This is a genomic window from Synechococcus sp. UW140 (genome assembly GCF_900474295.1).
Taxonomy (GTDB): Bacteria; Cyanobacteriota; Cyanobacteriia; order PCC-6307; family Cyanobiaceae; genus Synechococcus_C.
In genome coordinates, this window is sequence record NZ_UCOB01000006.1 from 89,385 (window position 1) to 103,880 (window position 14,496).

Sequence of the window (14,496 nt, forward strand, 5' to 3'; positions counted from 1 at the left end):
TGATCTCAGGCTTGCATGGATCAGACCGAATTTAAAAACTGGCAAAAGATCGCATCAGATATGGAGGCTGCTGGTGCAATCCATAGCGGCTTTTATCTGCGAGCTCGTGCCATCGCTGATGGTGAGCCTGATCCGATGCCCACTCTCTCCGAGCTGAGTCAGAAGCCGTCTGCTGCATAGTGCCCGCAGAGTTTGTGGATGGTTGCTTCCTACCATCCAATCCCGTGCTCGTTGGCATCAATGCTCCTTCTGGCTTGCTCGCTCACTGCACCAGGCATTGCGTTGAATTCACACAAGCGGCTTGCCAGTTCGCTCTTCGCATAAGAATCAACTGCTAATCATTCGTAGGCACAGCCTTTTGGCTTTGGCTCCGCCAGAGTTGATGTGATTTCTGCGTTGATCGTTTTGCTGCGAGCAGTCTCACTGGCTGTTATTTGCTTTCTTGCTGCCTGTTCGTCCCTCGACAGTACCCAAGAGCTCCAGCCAAGTGCCATCTCTTCTGGCGCTGTAGCTGCGCAGCTTCCATTGCAACCACCCGGTCAGGTTGGTCCGACAGCGGATCTCTTAGCCGGAGAGGTCCCTCGTCTTAGTGCTCGCCGTACGGATGAATGGTTTCCGGATGGCAATCCCATCTGGAAAGTGGAGTTGCATCGTGGGCGAAGACTGCTCGCCAGCTGGGATGCGGCCAGTGGGGTCTCCCAGCGACAACATGCAGATCGCCGCTGGAGCCCTGGCAATGCTTCTCCTCTACCGATCGGGATCTATGCCCTTGGTCAACCGGAACCCTGGGGGCATGATCTCTGGTTTGATTTGCAGCCTCGGTTTGAGACCACGCGCAGTGCGCTTGGCATCCATCGCTGTTTTCCAGGTACTGGCTGCATCTGCATTCCGGATCGATCAGATATCGATGCATTGGCCGCCTGGGTCCGTCGGGCTCGAATTCAACAACTAACGGTGCTCAACTAGCGGGAGCTGTTTCTTGGTATGGGCCTGAAGTCAGGCTTCTGAATTGTCTTGGGCCCGTGCTGGTGACTCGCTGAGAATCTGCAACGGCATGACCAGCAGGAGTCTTTTCGTCAGCTCGCTTCACGGAATTGGGAGCACTGATCACCTTTCTGCATGATGCCTAGCCATGCTCCTTCCAATTAATTTGGATACCAAGAGTGGGTACTAGCACGCATTTCTCTACTAACTCAGTAGGACCACCCGCGCCCCAGGTAATTTGCAATTCATCGAAGGAAAAATGAATGAGAGCCTCACCGATGAGGCTCTCATTCATGAGTGAATCTCTCTTCACATGTCGCATCTTGATCTCCACCCGCTTCTTGTCAGGGCTCAGAGAAGACTGGTACTCTTCCCAGTAGGCTCCTGATCCTGCCGCTATTTCTTTCTCTTCGGTCTTTGTAAGAGGGATAAAAGCTTCTGTGGGCCATCCTTCATATGCATAGATTTGACCAGTTTTTCTATCAAAAGCCCATAAAGGTTCTTTGCCTTGAGAGGCTCTTTGTGCATGAAGGGAGCTCGCGTCTGGATAGGTATCAAAGGCTGCTTTGGATTGATCGAGCACATGATTGGAGTTTGAGCAATATACTGAAATGAATCGATTTTCCTGAAGGTCTGAGCATGAGCTCAGGACAAATAAAGGCGCGCAAATGAGCGGAATATGTGCAGCAGAGCGCAGGAGGCGCATGATCTTAAAGGAAAGCAAAATCGGTTGAGGTCGGATCTTTCTCTTCAGAGTCGTTGAATCCGGAGTGATGGCGTTGTGCCGAGCCGTCCAAAAGAAAGAGCGGCGCACCCTTCATCTGAGCAACACTAACTCGCTTTGGCGACAGCAGACCTAACGCTTCTCTACTCGGATGTGCGGTAGCTGTTGTGATGCCCATCAATGCTGTGTCCCATCAGGCCTGACTCGGGAGCCGCTGCCCTCGGACCTCACTAGACCGGCTTCCAAATGGGTGCCGAAGTCTTCATTTTTGATTGCCCTATCTCTCTGAATATCTGACGTGCTGCGTTTGCTTTGGCAGGATAGTTAGCCGCAAGGTCTACGGCTGGGAGCATGCAATTCAGATCGCAGACAGGACGGCTCTTCTCCGTTGAAGAAGTCATCGACTTGTTGGTGTCTTTGGTGGCGACTGACTCCAAGGCCGAGGCGAAGTGGAGAGGTTTTTACAACTCCCTCAGTGCCAGCGAGCTTCAAGACGAGTGGGAGGAATGCTGGGGTGACAAGCCCAGCCGTTAAGTGTTGACCCTCCGGATCTTGCTTGATGGGGCCATTGGCAAGTGCAGGGCTCGGCCTTTCACGTCTCTGGGTTTTGCGGCTGTCTTTAGGCCACAGCCGCCGCGGCTTCGACCCCTGGCCATAAAGCAACGAACTCTGCATCAGACACGACGGCCGTGACTTCGAATTGAATCCCATATCCCTTGATCCAAGGGCCAAGGTGTGCCCAAACTTTGCCGATGTCGCTTGCCATCGCGATGGCGACGCCGCTCCCGCTGACAGGTTCGCAAACGCGGTATTTCAGCTCAAAACCTTCGAATGTGTCGCCAGGGCCTCCTGCATTGATGTAGTCAGCAAATCCGGGGCATGATTCCCACGCTCCCTCAACAGTTGGGAACGTCCAAACGATCAGGAAGTGCTGCATCAGTCGGCCAGTGGCTTTGCTGTTGTTAGCCACACTTGGATCGATGGATGCAGTTGTGCGATGGAGTGCTGACACTCGGGCTTCTTTTCGAGGGCTTGGAGGGCCTGGAGGCCTATTTGTCAGCCCTGAATCGTGCCAAGGTCAACAATCGAGCTTTTCTGCCTCTGTTGCTGAACCAGAGGTTGCTGCAAGCAGACTTCTTTGCAGGTTTGGACGAAAAAGTCTCGATAGGGCTCTGGTGATAGCTTAAAAGGCACCCTCTCAAGACGGTTGGAGCTGTTTGAGTATTTTTGCGCTTGTGCAAGCGGATGGATGAAATCTGTTGTTTCTTTGCCTTGCGTCATAGTCGAGTCAGCCTTTAAGAGTATTCGATTCGATTTTTTAAATGTCTACCGCTGAGCAGGCTTACAGTATTTGCTACAAAAAACCTGATGGTTTTACAGAGTGCACCTCTATTTCTGCCGCTGATGTGGTAAAAGCTCGCATTCTTGCCATGGAATTTAATGACTATATTAAGCAGCACCCGAATTGCATCTGCTCGATTTTGCCTGTGCAAGATTAGATTTTTCTTGGTTTTTAGTGCGTTTGGATCAAGGCTTTAATGCTTGGATTGGTTTGCTGGTGAGAAGCTGATGGCCTGATGATGATGTGCTCTCTAACGCATGCATCGGTTTTAGAGCGTCAATGTTTGTTGAAGGCTTTTTCGTCACTTGGCGTTCCTGTCAGGGCTTGGGTCAATGGCCTGTGGTGAGGCCTGGCTGAAAGGAATCCAGAAGGATTGATATCAGTGCCTTTTGCGGTTCGTTTGTGCAGCACTGGTATTGGCTGATTACATCGCCATGCCTGCTTGGATCGCGACGACTGCGGCTGCTTGCCGGTTGCGTACGCCTAATTTGCCAATGACAGCGCTGACGTGGCTTTTGACTGTTTCCACAGACACGAAGAGCCGCTCGGCAATTTCCTTATTCGTGGAGCCTGAGGTGAGGCAGCTCAGGACCTCGGATTCCTTTTTGGTTAGATCAGATGGCAGTAAATGTTGTGGGTTGTTGGCGAAATCAGCCGCTTTGAGTACATCGCGCGGGTAATAGATGCCGCCATGCAGGGTTTTCCGTAACGCACCCATGAAGTCACCATCACCGCGGCCACCGAGAGAGGACACGAACATTGCTCCTTCTGCACCAGCTTCGATGCAGTGATGGACCATCGACTTGGTCTCAGTGCGCAGAAACACAAGGCAGATGGTGTCAGGGCAAGCAAGCTTGGTTTTTCTGACCAGGCTGATGCCGCAGCCCTCTTCCAAGTCCTCAGTCACAAAAAGCAGGTCTGGGCAGCAGCTTTTTGTGATCTCCACAACCTCTTCTTCTGTGGTGTAGGCCCCTATTAATCCCTCGGAGATTGGGGGTAGGAGGCTGAATGCTCCCAGCGTCAATGGGTCCGCCATGCAAACGATGGCCTGAGTGCCTTGGAGTAGGGCTGTGGCCTCAGCGCAGACTTCGCCTCGAAGAGGTTGGCGAGCGAATTCCATCTTGAGCTCTGGTTAGGTCTGCAGTTCAGGCATTAGATCAAAGCCGTGCGAGCCCTTAGCGCTTCCTTGGTGTTGTCTGACTCTCCGATCGGATTGGGCTGAACATTCATCCTTGCGCCACGTTCCGGCAAGCCAGCGCCACTTTCGGCGGTTTCGTCTTCGAGAGCAATGGGCGATTCGACGGATGTCAGAAGCAGCTTGAAGGGTGGAAAGTTAAGACCAACCAGATCGGAGGAGCCCATGACGGCGGATACTCCACCCCAGCAGATTGCAGAAGCAGGCTGACTTTCTGGCGCCTGCTCCAACAGTCTCAAACAAGCGTCTGGGTTGGTCTTTTGGTCGGCACTGGAATGTTCGCCGCGCCAATCGACCCTCCGCTCGCATCGCCCTAGGTACCCCTGGAGATCGCGACCCAACACCTTGAGCCAATGGCCCCAGGCCGCCTCGAGCCAGACGCTTACACCTTTCTGTCCTTTGCATTGATTGGGTTGAGCCATGCACCAACGAGCGACGTAGGCCGCCTTCCCGCCGGTGAGGGCGGTCTTCCTTTTTTGATGGGCTGCTAGGCCGAACTGCACAGGCGCAGCAGCACGACATCTTGAGGTTGGCGAGCCTGTGAGGTGATAAAGCGTCATCCCAGCTGGATGGATGGTGACGACCCCTGGGCTTTGTGTCTCGGGTCCACAGCGCTCGCGGTCGCTCTCAAAAACGGTTCAAAATGTCTTGGGGCGTTAGGGATACCGCCCCGCCATCTTGCTTGCGCTGGGCCACGCTCCAAGAGGTCTGCAGTCTCACGGGTTGCGCAGTGCTCCAGCTTGAGAGCTGGCGTGATGGTTGGTGCTGTTGCCCTGGCAGCTCTGCACGTCTCCTCCTCTGCCAAGGCAGCCGTGGAGATTGGCACCGCATCTGATCCTGCAATGTTCAGTGGCACTGGATCAGATCCAGTTGGCACCAGGGTTTTGTTGGATTGTCAATGGAGAATAGGGGACTCGAACCCCTGGCCTCTGCGGTGCGATCACAGCGCTCTACCAGCTGAGCTAATTCCCCGATTGCAAAAACCTAGCGTCAGAGTCCAGGCAGAATGCAGGCATAGGCGGCAGAGATGCCCATGGCCAGTTCAGCCATCACCCCAGAACAGCTCGAGAGCTTTGATGAGTCCTCTGTGGCTGTCTTGGCACAGCGCCTCGAAGACGATGACTACCCCACCCCCTTCGCTGGGCTGGGGGATTGGCACCTGTTACGGGCTCTCGCCATTCATCGTCCTGAGCTCACAGCGCCCTATGTGCATTTGATTGATCAGGAACCCTTCGATGAGGACTGATTCCGGCACCCTCTGCGGGCGCAGGGTGCTTGTTGCTGCGAGTGGAAGCATCGCCGCGGTTAAAACCCCCCTGTTGGTGAGTGCGCTGGTGAAAGTTGGTGCTGAGGTGCGGTGTGTGCTTACTCCCAGTGCCGCCCGGTTGGTCAGTGCAGTGGCCCTGTCAAGCCTCAGTCGTCATCGTTGTTATCAAGACGAGGATCAGTGGAATCCAGACCAGCCCAGGCCCCTGCACGTCAGTTTGGCGGAATGGGCGGAGGTGGTGATCGTTGCTCCGCTCAGTGCCACCACCCTGGCGCGATGGACTCAGGGCCTTGCTGATGGTCTCTTGGCCAGCCTGCTTTTGGCCTGTGAGCGGCCTGTGGTTGCTGCAGCCGCCATGAACACAGGCATGTGGGATCATCCGGCGGTGCGACGCAACTGGACTCTCTTGGCGGAGGATCCGCGGGTTCTCAGCCTTGGCCCCGAGGTCGGGCTGCTGGCCTGCGACCGCATGGGGGATGGTCGTATGGCGGCCCCGGAGTGCATTCAGCTTGCAGCGACCAGTGCTCTGCAGCGATGTGATCCCCACGGTGGTGTTCCCCGTGACTGGGCCGGACGCACCCTGGTGGTGTCATCGGGACCGACCGTGGAAGCACTGGATCCTGCCCGGTTGATCACCAACCGCAGCAGTGGACGCATGGGGGTGCTGATCGCCCAAGCTGCGCGCTTTCGCGGAGCGGCTGTGCAGCTTGTGCACGGTCCGCTGCAGGTGCCTGAAGCCTGGCTGGAAGGGCTCGGCTGTTATCCGGTCAGCTCAGCAGAAGCGATGCAAGAGCAGCTTGGTGCTCTCCAGCCAGGCGCTGATGCCGTCGTGATGGCTGCTGCCGTGGCTGATCTGCGTCTGCGAGGCGGGCCTTCCCCTGCCAAGGCTGCCAAGGCTGCGTTGCAAGCGTCCCTCACCTCCAACCTTGAACCTGTGCCCGATTTGCTGGCGGGGCTGCATGCCAACCGACCAGCAACGCAGCGGCTGCTTGGGTTCGCAGCCCTTAGCGGTGGGGAGGAGGAGATTATCAGCCGTGCCCATGCGAAGTGCACAACCAAGGGTTGCGATCTGTTGCTGGCGAATCCCATCGACATCCCTGGCCAGGGATTCGGAGAGGCTCCGAATGGTGGTTGGTTGATCAGCGCCAATGGCGGCGTGGAGGTGGTGCCTGTGATGGACAAGTTCTGCTTGGCCCATCGGTTGCTGGATCGTTTGCTCTCCTTGCAGGAAGCCTGATCTCGATCCCTCAGGCTGCCATCTCGACTTGGGGTTGGTCGAGCATGGCGATGAAGGTCTTGAGCTGCAGCCTGGGGATGTAGGGCCATCCGCCTGAGCGCTCAATGGATTGAAGCAGGTTGAACAACTGCTGACGATCTTCCGGGAGGCTGCTGCGGAAAGATCCATCTTGAATGTCGCGATGCAGGGCTTCGATACTGCGCAGCATCGTGAGCAGAGCTTGGGGCCGCCCCTGAAGATGGCCGGCCAGTGCATTCAGTTCTGCCAGCAGTGCTTCGAGTCGTTCCTGCTCTGCTGAAGGCAGTGTTTCGATCTCAGAACTGAGGACGGACAACGCGACGGGTTGTTTACAGCTGCGAAAGGGTACCCGGAACAAGCGTTTGCCACCTGTAGGATCCGCCTGATCGGTGGATACCGTCATCATTCGGCCATTCGGCTTCCTTTCATGAGCATCCGTCCCCTGCTGGCCCTGGTGCTGGCTTTCTGTCTCACCGTGGTGACCGCCTGCAGCGGTGGTGCCCAGGCTGTTGACAGTTCCAACATCACTTACGACGACATTCGCAACACCGGCAAAGCGAATGATTGCCCAGTTATTTCTGATTCCGCCCGCGGATCGATCAGCCTCACCCCCGGTGGCTCCTATGAGCTCAAGGGCATCTGCATGCATCCCACAAGGGTTTTCGTGAAAGGTGAGCCCGCGAATAAGCGTCAGGAGGCTCAGTTCGTTGAGGGCAAGATCCTCACGCGCTTTACCTCCAGTCTTGATGAGGTGTACGGCAACCTCACCGTGAAGAGCGACGGCATCAATTTCAGCGAGCAAGGCGGCATCGACTTTCAGCCGATCACCGTGCTGGTTCCTGGCGGGGAGGAGTACCCCTTCACCTTCTCCAGTAAGTCGCTTGAAGCCACAGCTGATGGCGCTGCCATCACCACCAGTACTGACTTCGAAGGCACCTACCGCACCCCCAGCTACCGCACCAGCAACTTCATTGATCCCAAGGGTCGTGCCCTCACCACCGGTGTGGACTATCCCCAGGGTTTGATTGGTTTGGCTGGTGACTACGAGGAACTGGATAGCGAGAACATCAAGCGCTACATCGATGGCGTTGGTCAAATGACCCTCTCGATCACCAAGGTGGATCCAGAAACCGGTGAATTCGCCGGCGTGTTCTCAGCCACCCAGCCTTCCGACTCCGACATGGGAGGACGCGAGATTGTCGACGTGAAAATCAGTGGTGATCTTTACGGACGTCTGGAAGAGGGCTGATCGCAAGCCGCACACCTGCCAGATCGCAAGGGGGGCCATTGGCCCCCCTTTTTTTGTGTCGTCTGTGAGAATCCCCCCGTTGTTTCCCTCCCAAGCTCAGCCATGACTGCCAGCTCTGCTCCGAACAGCGTGATCGCTCCATACGGCGGCACCCTGGTGGACCTGATGGTCTCCGATGCGGAACAGGCAGCAGTGAAGGCTTCAGCCACGAAGACCTTGGAGTGCTCCGATCGCAATGCTTGCGATGTTGAGTTGCTTGTGGTGGGTGGCTTTTCCCCTGAGCGGGGGTTCATGCATCAGGCCGATTACGACTCCGTTGTGGCGTCTCATCGCACCACGTCGGGATATCTGTTCGGCCTGCCGATCGTGATGGACACCGATTGCGACGATGTTGCGGTTGGCGATCGGGTGCTGCTCACCTACAAGGGTCAGGATCTGGCGGTGCTTACTGTTGAAGACAAGTGGGAGCCCGACAAGGTTGTGGAAGCCAAGGGTTGCTATGGCACTACGTCGATTGAGCACCCCGCTGTTCGCATGATCACGATGGAGCGGAAGCGGTTTTATTTAGGTGGGCTGATCCAGGGGCTTGCACTGCCCAAGCGAGTCTTCCCCTGTAAGACGCCTGCTGAGGTGCGTGCAGGCTTGCCCAGTGGTGAAGATGTTGTGGCATTCCAGTGCCGTAACCCCATTCACCGTGCCCACTATGAGCTCTTCACCCGGGCGCTGCATGCCCAAAACGTGAGTGAGAACGCTGTGGTGCTGGTGCATCCCACCTGCGGCCCCACCCAACAAGACGACATCCCCGGGGTGGTGCGCTTTCAAACCTATGAACGTTTAGCGGCTGAAGTGGACAACGCGAGCATCCGCTGGGCGTACCTCCCTTATGCGATGCATATGGCTGGCCCTCGTGAGGCTCTGCAGCACATGATCATCCGCCGCAACTACGGGTGCACCCACTTCATCATCGGCCGCGATATGGCTGGCTGTAAGTCGTCGCTGAACGGCGATGACTTTTACGGCCCTTATGACGCTCAGAACTTTGCCAAGGAGTGTGCTGTTGAACTGTCGATGGAGACAGTTCCTTCCCTCAATCTTGTGTTCACGGAGGAAGAGGGCTATGTGACGGCTGAGCATGCAGAGACCCGTGGTCTCCATGTCAAAAAGCTGAGCGGCACCCAATTCCGCAAGATGCTGCGCAGCGGTGAGGAGATCCCGGAGTGGTTCGCATTCAAGAGCGTTGTTGATGTGCTCCGCTCCGCCTGATCCCTGAGCATCTCCATTAACATTCCTTCATCAGAGGCAAGAGAACCTTGAACAAGCGTTGGCGCAACGTTGGGCTTTACGTCCTGCTTGTGGTCGTGGTCATTGCGGTGGGAACAGCCTTCCTTGACCGTCCAGACCCTGCGACCGCAGCCCGTACCCTCCGTTACAGCGATTTCGTGGAGGCGGTTCAGGAGGATCAGGTCAGTCGGGTGACCATCTCTCCAGACCGCGGCTCAGCGTTGATCGTGGAGAACGATGGCCGACGCGCCGAGGTGAATCTCGCTCCGGACAAGGATCTGCTCAAGTTGTTGACCGATCACAACGTTGATATCGCGGTGCAACCCACCCGACAACAGGGTGCATGGCAGCAGGCTGCTGGCAGTTTGGTGTTCCCCTTGCTGCTGCTTGGTGGATTGTTCTTCCTCTTCCGCCGTGCCCAGGGCGGAGGCGGTGGCAATCCAGCCATGAACTTCGGCAAGAGCAAGGCTCGTGTCCAAATGGAGCCTTCCACTCAGGTCACGTTTGGAGATGTGGCTGGCATCGAAGGAGCCAAGCTTGAGCTCACTGAGGTCGTCGACTTCCTCAAGAACCCCGACCGCTTCACCGCTGTTGGCGCAAAGATCCCTAAAGGCTGCCTTCTGGTCGGTCCTCCCGGTACCGGTAAAACCCTGCTCGCCAAGGCTGTGGCGGGTGAAGCGGGTGTGCCGTTCTTTTCGATCTCCGGCTCGGAGTTTGTGGAGATGTTCGTCGGTGTTGGCGCCAGTCGTGTTCGTGACCTCTTTGAGCAGGCCAAGAAAAATGCACCTTGCATCGTCTTTATTGACGAGATCGATGCCGTTGGACGCCAGCGTGGGGCAGGTTTAGGCGGTGGCAACGACGAGCGTGAGCAGACCCTGAACCAATTGCTCACAGAGATGGATGGGTTCGAGGGCAACACCGGCATCATCATCATCGCCGCCACCAATCGTCCTGATGTTCTGGATGCTGCTTTGATGCGTCCTGGTCGCTTTGACCGACAGGTCACCGTCGATCGTCCTGATTACAACGGTCGGCTCCAGATTCTCGGCGTTCATGCCCGCAGCAAGACGCTCTCCAAGGACGTCGACCTCGACAAGGTGGCCAGGCGAACGCCTGGATATACCGGAGCTGATTTAGCGAACCTTCTCAACGAAGCGGCGATCCTGGCCGCACGTCGTGGCCTCACGGAGGTGAGCAATGACGAGATCAGTGATGCGATTGAGCGCATCATGGTGGGACCCGAAAAGAAAGATCGGGTGATGACGGAACGGCGTAAGCGTCTCGTTGCTTATCACGAGGCAGGCCACGCTCTGGTGGGAGCTGTGATGCCCGATTACGACGCAGTCCAAAAGATCTCGATCATTCCTCGTGGCAATGCCGGCGGTCTCACCTTCTTTACGCCCAGTGAAGAGCGGATGGAGTCGGGGTTGTATTCCCGCACCTATCTCCAGAGCCAAATGGCAGTGGCCCTTGGCGGTCGTGTCGCTGAAGAAATTATCTATGGCGAAGACGAGGTCACAACCGGAGCGTCCAATGACCTCCAGCAGGTTGCTCAGGTTGCCCGTCAGATGGTGACTCGCTTTGGCATGAGCGACAAATTAGGACCCGTCGCGCTTGGTCGTGCTCAGGGCGGGATGTTCCTGGGCCGCGACATCGCAGCCGAAAGAGATTTCTCGGAAGACACCGCGGCCACGATTGATGCTGAGGTCTCTGAGCTTGTTGATGCCGCTTACAAGCGCGCAACCAAGGTGCTTCTCGACAATCGCTCGGTGTTGGATGAACTGACCGAGATGCTTGTTGAACAGGAGACCGTGGATTCCGAGGAGCTGCAAGAGTTGTTGATTCGCCGCGACGTTCGCGTTGCCGAATACATCTGATCGATCGCGTCCTGATCGGATCAACTGGACTGATCGTCAGCACCAGTTGATCCGATCTCTGCGAGAGCAGCCCTTTCTGGTGGTGCTTCGCCCCTCTCCTCTCGATTGGTCAGTGGAGACGTTTGATCAGGCACCTCTGCTCTGTGTGATCAACCAACTAGTCGATGCTGGAGTTCACCACATCGAAATCGCCTGGACTCCTCATCGCCGCTGGGGTGAGCTGATCTGCTGGCTGCGAGACCGCTATCCAGCCCTGCGGCTAGGAGCTGCATCGGTGACGCGACGGGAAGCGTTGGAGATGGTGATCGACCTCGGCATGGCTTATGCCATGTCTCCTTGTTTTGATCTATCTCTACTCCGGTTGGCCCGTCGCCATGGTCAGCTTCTGGTTCCCGGGGTGTTTTCGCCTTCGGAGGTGCAGCAGGCCGTCGCTTTCGGATGCGAGCTCGTGAAGCTTTTCCCGGCTGCCACAGTTGGGATCAACTATCTCCGACAGTTATCGGCGCCGCTTTCGCCGTTGCCTTGCATGATCGCGGCGGGCGGTCTGACTGCAGCAGATCTGGATCCTTGGCTTGCGGCGGGTTATCACGCCTTGGCCCTTGGTCGCGGTTTGATCGACGGCGAAAAGCTCGATCAAAGCCTCCTTTCATGGTTGGGATGAGAATCAAGTGCTACAGATGAGATAGATGTTCTTTGTTCAATGTCTCAGCTTTCGATCAAGCTGTCCGATAAGGCTGATGCCTTGATCGCTCAGCTTCAGAAGGAGATCTTCAACCGTCGCCGCAAAAAAGTCACCGCGGCGGGTGTGGTGGAGAGCCTCGTTGAAAGTGGTGCCCGCTCCCAGTCCGACAAGCGTTTCGCCACGTCCTGGACCAATCTGATCAAGGACATTGAAAAAGCGGCGAAGCTCGCCAATGCCCATGGCAGCAAGCCATCGTCGTTGAGTGATGCTGAATGGGCGATGGTTCTGAACCATCGACAGCGCTCCGCTAGCGATGGTTCAGCGTCCAAGTCGGCACCTCGCAAACGCACGAAAGCCGCTGCGAAGACCAAGGCCTCAACAGCAACAGCTGCTAAAGCGGTCGCCAAGGTTGCCAAAACCGCTAAGCCTGCGACCAAGGCCAGTGCCAAGACCTCGAAGTCGGCCAAGCCTGTGACGAAGGCGAGTGCCAAGACCAGCACGAAGACCAGTTCGAAGGCCAGCGCCAAGACCGTGCGTAAATCGGCCTCGACGACCACCACATCCGCGACCCGTAAGCCAAGGCCAGCCAAGCGGGCCCGCAAGGCGACCATTGGCACTGGCACCACGTCGGTCGCCAAGCGCATGGCCAAGGCCGCCGGTCGCCTCAGCAGTAGCAGTGCTCTTGCGACCAGTGGGATCAGTTCGCCAGCGCGAAGCTGATTCGATTGGCGCTGGATTCGTAGTGCAGCCTGAGGCGACTCACCACAGACTGCACTGCCCCTGCTGACGCAGCAGATGGTCGGCCAGAACCAAATTGACCATCGCTTCCACCATCGGCACAGCCCTTGGCAGCACGCAAGGGTCATGCCGACCCTTGGCAGCAAGGGTGGTTGCTTCTCCAGCCGAATTGATGGTCGTCTGTTCCTTGCGGATCGTTGCCGTTGGTTTGAAAGCCACGCGGATCAGGATTGGTTCGCCGTTGCTAATGCCTCCCTGGATGCCTCCAGAGTTGTTGGTGGCCGTTCGTAGGCGGCCGTCTTCGCTCGGCAGGAAGGCATCGTTGTGTTCACTACCCCTGAGCAGGGTGCCAGCAAATCCGGATCCGATTTCGAATCCCTTTGTGGCCGGCAGAGACATCACCGCTTTGGCAAGGTCAGCTTCCAGTTTGTCGAACACCGGCATGCCGAGACCCACGGGGGGATTGCGCACCACACATTCGATCACCCCTCCGCAGGAATCCCCTTCGCGGCCGATCGCTTCGATCCGTTGGATCATGCGTTCAGCCATCGCTTGATCCGGGCAGCGGACGATATTGGCTTCAACCGCGTCGGGTTCCACACTGGCTGGGTCAATGCTGGCTTCCAGGTCATGGATGCGTTTGACCCAAGCGATCACCTCGGTGCCCCCGGCCTTGTGCAGAAGCTGGCGGGCGATGGCACCAGCGGCAACCCTGCCGATCGTTTCTCTGGCGGATGCACGGCCTCCTCCACTCCTGGCTTGGATGCCATATTTCACTTGATACGTGGCATCGGCGTGTGAGGGGCGGAAGGCTATTTCCATCTCCCTGTAATCCTGAGGACGCTGGTCTTTGTTGCGCACCACCATGGCAATCGGCGTTCCCAGGGTCTCGCCGTCGACCAGACCACTGAGGATTTCCACCTGATCAGCTTCCTTGCGTGGGGTGGTGATCTTGCTTTGGCCAGGCTTGCGCCGTTCGAGATCTGCCTGGATCGCTTCTAGATCAAGCCTGAGGCGGGGTGGGCATCCGTCGACGATCACGCCGACACCACCCCCATGAGATTCCCCAAATGTGCTGATCCGGAACAGTGTGCCGATGCTGCTTCCCATGCCTCTCTCCACCTGGATAGAGCTGGATAGAGCGTAATGAGTCGTCTGTCAGGTCTGAGCTGTTGAGGTCAGACCAGATCCGTGAGCGCGCCTTCTGGCCACTCTGATTGCGGAAGTTCGTGCAGCATCGTGAAGTCCTCGAAGGCGAAGCCAGGTCCGACGCAGCAACTCACCAGGGAGTAGGGGCCCTCAGGCCTGGCGGCCTGCCAGTGGTTTGCTGGGATCACCTGAACTGGCTGCTGCAGTGACAAAATCTGTCGGGCTGCTTCTCCTCCTGTCTCCGGCAGGTCCCAGAGGCTGAGCGGTGCCCCTTGAAGGTGGATCCAGACTTCATCGGCGTGGCGCACCTGATGCCAACGGCTGGTGGAGCCAGCTTTCAGCAGAAACAGGATGGTGGTGAAGCCTGCGCGTGTCGCGCCATCGGAGCGGGTGACGGTTTGGGAGCTGCGATGGATCTCTCTGTACCAACCCCCTTCGGGGTGGGGCTGCATCTTCCACTCCTCGATCAAGCCTTCGACCACTGCATTCGCACTGTGTTCGCCCGTGGGGCCGGCTTGGTGGTCTGTCATTGTTTCCCCGCTTTCACTACTTGTAGCCCGTCTGCCCAGCGCGTGAAGGCGTTTCGCTTGCTGGCAGCAGTGCTTCTGCTGGATCATCAACGCCTTCTGAAGCTGTGGCGTTGATGCCCTAGATGCCAACCACTGCATCGGCATCGCTCACAGTGCTGGGCTCAGAGGCAACAAAAAGCCCCCACCTAGCGGCGGGGGCTTTGCGATTCAGCGCAAGCTGAAT

At 57.1% G+C, this 14,496-nt stretch carries 18 protein-coding genes and 1 tRNA gene; 11 read left to right on the forward strand and 8 right to left on the reverse strand.

From position 1 onward, the window contains the following. Positions 1 to 15: 15 nt before the first annotated feature. A complete protein-coding gene (locus DXY10_RS14435; protein ID WP_170955671.1) occupies positions 16 to 180 on the forward strand; it encodes a hypothetical protein in 165 nt (54 codons plus the stop codon). Positions 181 to 525: 345 nt separating this feature from the next. After that, the gene (locus DXY10_RS02750) at positions 526 to 966 is read left to right on the forward strand and encodes a hypothetical protein (protein WP_115016028.1); all 441 of its coding nucleotides are present in this window, start codon (positions 526 to 528) and stop codon (positions 964 to 966) included. 160 nt (positions 967 to 1,126) lie between these two features. Here DXY10_RS02750 and DXY10_RS02755 read toward each other — a convergent pair whose 3' ends face one another. Further along, complete coding sequence (locus tag DXY10_RS02755; protein ID WP_136989017.1) at positions 1,127 to 1,798, reverse strand: hypothetical protein; 672 nt, start codon at positions 1,796 to 1,798, stop codon at positions 1,127 to 1,129. Positions 1,799 to 2,059: 261 nt separating this feature from the next. Here DXY10_RS02755 and DXY10_RS02760 point away from each other — a divergent pair, with 261 nt between their 5' ends. Then, entirely contained in the window at positions 2,060 to 2,242 is a 183-nt protein-coding gene (locus DXY10_RS02760) for a hypothetical protein (RefSeq protein ID WP_115015901.1), read from the forward strand. An 85-nt stretch (positions 2,243 to 2,327) separates the two neighbouring features. Here DXY10_RS02760 and DXY10_RS02765 read toward each other — a convergent pair whose 3' ends face one another. Next, complete coding sequence (locus DXY10_RS02765) at positions 2,328 to 2,645, reverse strand: DUF3303 domain-containing protein (RefSeq protein WP_115016030.1); 318 nt, start codon at positions 2,643 to 2,645, stop codon at positions 2,328 to 2,330. 385 nt (positions 2,646 to 3,030) lie between these two features. Here DXY10_RS02765 and DXY10_RS14750 point away from each other — a divergent pair, with 385 nt between their 5' ends. After that, positions 3,031 to 3,207 (forward strand): hypothetical protein, encoded by a 177-nt coding sequence (locus DXY10_RS14750; RefSeq protein ID WP_206749687.1) that lies wholly within the window; start codon positions 3,031 to 3,033, stop codon positions 3,205 to 3,207. A 267-nt stretch (positions 3,208 to 3,474) separates the two neighbouring features. Here the strand turns inward: DXY10_RS14750 and DXY10_RS02775 are convergent, their stop codons facing one another. The 3 genes from DXY10_RS02775 to DXY10_RS02785 form a co-directional block, all read right to left on the reverse strand. Continuing rightward, complete coding sequence (locus tag DXY10_RS02775) at positions 3,475 to 4,170, reverse strand: response regulator transcription factor (RefSeq protein ID WP_115015910.1); 696 nt, start codon at positions 4,168 to 4,170, stop codon at positions 3,475 to 3,477. Between the two features lie 32 nt (positions 4,171 to 4,202). After that, complete coding sequence (locus DXY10_RS02780) at positions 4,203 to 4,805, reverse strand: hypothetical protein (protein WP_136989021.1); 603 nt, start codon at positions 4,803 to 4,805, stop codon at positions 4,203 to 4,205. A gap of 339 nt (positions 4,806 to 5,144) precedes the next feature. Beyond that, positions 5,145 to 5,217, reverse strand: a tRNA-Ala gene (locus DXY10_RS02785). Between the two features lie 61 nt (positions 5,218 to 5,278). Between DXY10_RS02785 and DXY10_RS02790 the strand changes: the two genes are divergently transcribed. Beyond that, entirely contained in the window at positions 5,279 to 5,491 is a 213-nt protein-coding gene (locus DXY10_RS02790; protein WP_371410867.1) for a DUF2555 domain-containing protein, read from the forward strand. Continuing rightward, positions 5,481 to 6,749: a bifunctional phosphopantothenoylcysteine decarboxylase/phosphopantothenate--cysteine ligase CoaBC gene (gene coaBC / locus DXY10_RS02795; RefSeq protein WP_115015917.1), complete on the forward strand. Its 1,269-nt coding sequence runs from the start codon at positions 5,481 to 5,483 to the stop codon at positions 6,747 to 6,749. Before DXY10_RS02790 ends, coaBC begins: the two co-directional genes overlap by 11 nt. Before the next feature lie 10 nt (positions 6,750 to 6,759). Here coaBC and DXY10_RS02800 read toward each other — a convergent pair whose 3' ends face one another. Continuing rightward, on the reverse strand, positions 6,760 to 7,173 hold the full coding sequence (locus tag DXY10_RS02800) for a hypothetical protein (RefSeq protein WP_371411109.1): 414 nt from the start codon (positions 7,171 to 7,173) through the stop codon (positions 6,760 to 6,762). A 21-nt stretch (positions 7,174 to 7,194) separates the two neighbouring features. Here DXY10_RS02800 and psbO point away from each other — a divergent pair, with 21 nt between their 5' ends. The 5 genes from psbO to DXY10_RS02825 all read left to right on the forward strand — a co-directional run bounded on the left by psbO (position 7,195) and on the right by DXY10_RS02825 (position 12,576). Next, positions 7,195 to 8,016 (forward strand): photosystem II manganese-stabilizing polypeptide, encoded by an 822-nt coding sequence (gene psbO, locus DXY10_RS02805; protein WP_115015986.1) that lies wholly within the window; start codon positions 7,195 to 7,197, stop codon positions 8,014 to 8,016. A 102-nt stretch (positions 8,017 to 8,118) separates the two neighbouring features. After that, the gene (gene sat, locus DXY10_RS02810) at positions 8,119 to 9,279 is read left to right on the forward strand and encodes a sulfate adenylyltransferase (RefSeq protein WP_115015988.1); all 1,161 of its coding nucleotides are present in this window, start codon (positions 8,119 to 8,121) and stop codon (positions 9,277 to 9,279) included. A gap of 47 nt (positions 9,280 to 9,326) precedes the next feature. Beyond that, entirely contained in the window at positions 9,327 to 11,174 is a 1,848-nt protein-coding gene (ftsH, locus tag DXY10_RS02815) for an ATP-dependent zinc metalloprotease FtsH (RefSeq protein ID WP_115015990.1), read from the forward strand. Positions 11,175 to 11,220: 46 nt separating this feature from the next. After that, positions 11,221 to 11,835, forward strand: coding sequence for a bifunctional 4-hydroxy-2-oxoglutarate aldolase/2-dehydro-3-deoxy-phosphogluconate aldolase (locus DXY10_RS02820; protein ID WP_244281899.1), 615 nt, complete (start codon positions 11,221 to 11,223; stop codon positions 11,833 to 11,835). Positions 11,836 to 11,874: 39 nt separating this feature from the next. Further along, positions 11,875 to 12,576: a hypothetical protein gene (locus DXY10_RS02825; protein ID WP_115015995.1), complete on the forward strand. Its 702-nt coding sequence runs from the start codon at positions 11,875 to 11,877 to the stop codon at positions 12,574 to 12,576. Between the two features lie 39 nt (positions 12,577 to 12,615). Here the strand turns inward: DXY10_RS02825 and aroC are convergent, their stop codons facing one another. Together aroC and DXY10_RS02835 are read right to left on the reverse strand one after the other, a co-directional pair. After that, on the reverse strand, positions 12,616 to 13,704 hold the full coding sequence (aroC, locus tag DXY10_RS02830) for a chorismate synthase (RefSeq protein WP_115015997.1): 1,089 nt from the start codon (positions 13,702 to 13,704) through the stop codon (positions 12,616 to 12,618). A 68-nt stretch (positions 13,705 to 13,772) separates the two neighbouring features. Beyond that, on the reverse strand, positions 13,773 to 14,273 hold the full coding sequence (locus tag DXY10_RS02835; RefSeq protein WP_115015999.1) for a cupin domain-containing protein: 501 nt from the start codon (positions 14,271 to 14,273) through the stop codon (positions 13,773 to 13,775). Positions 14,274 to 14,496 lie beyond the last annotated feature (223 nt).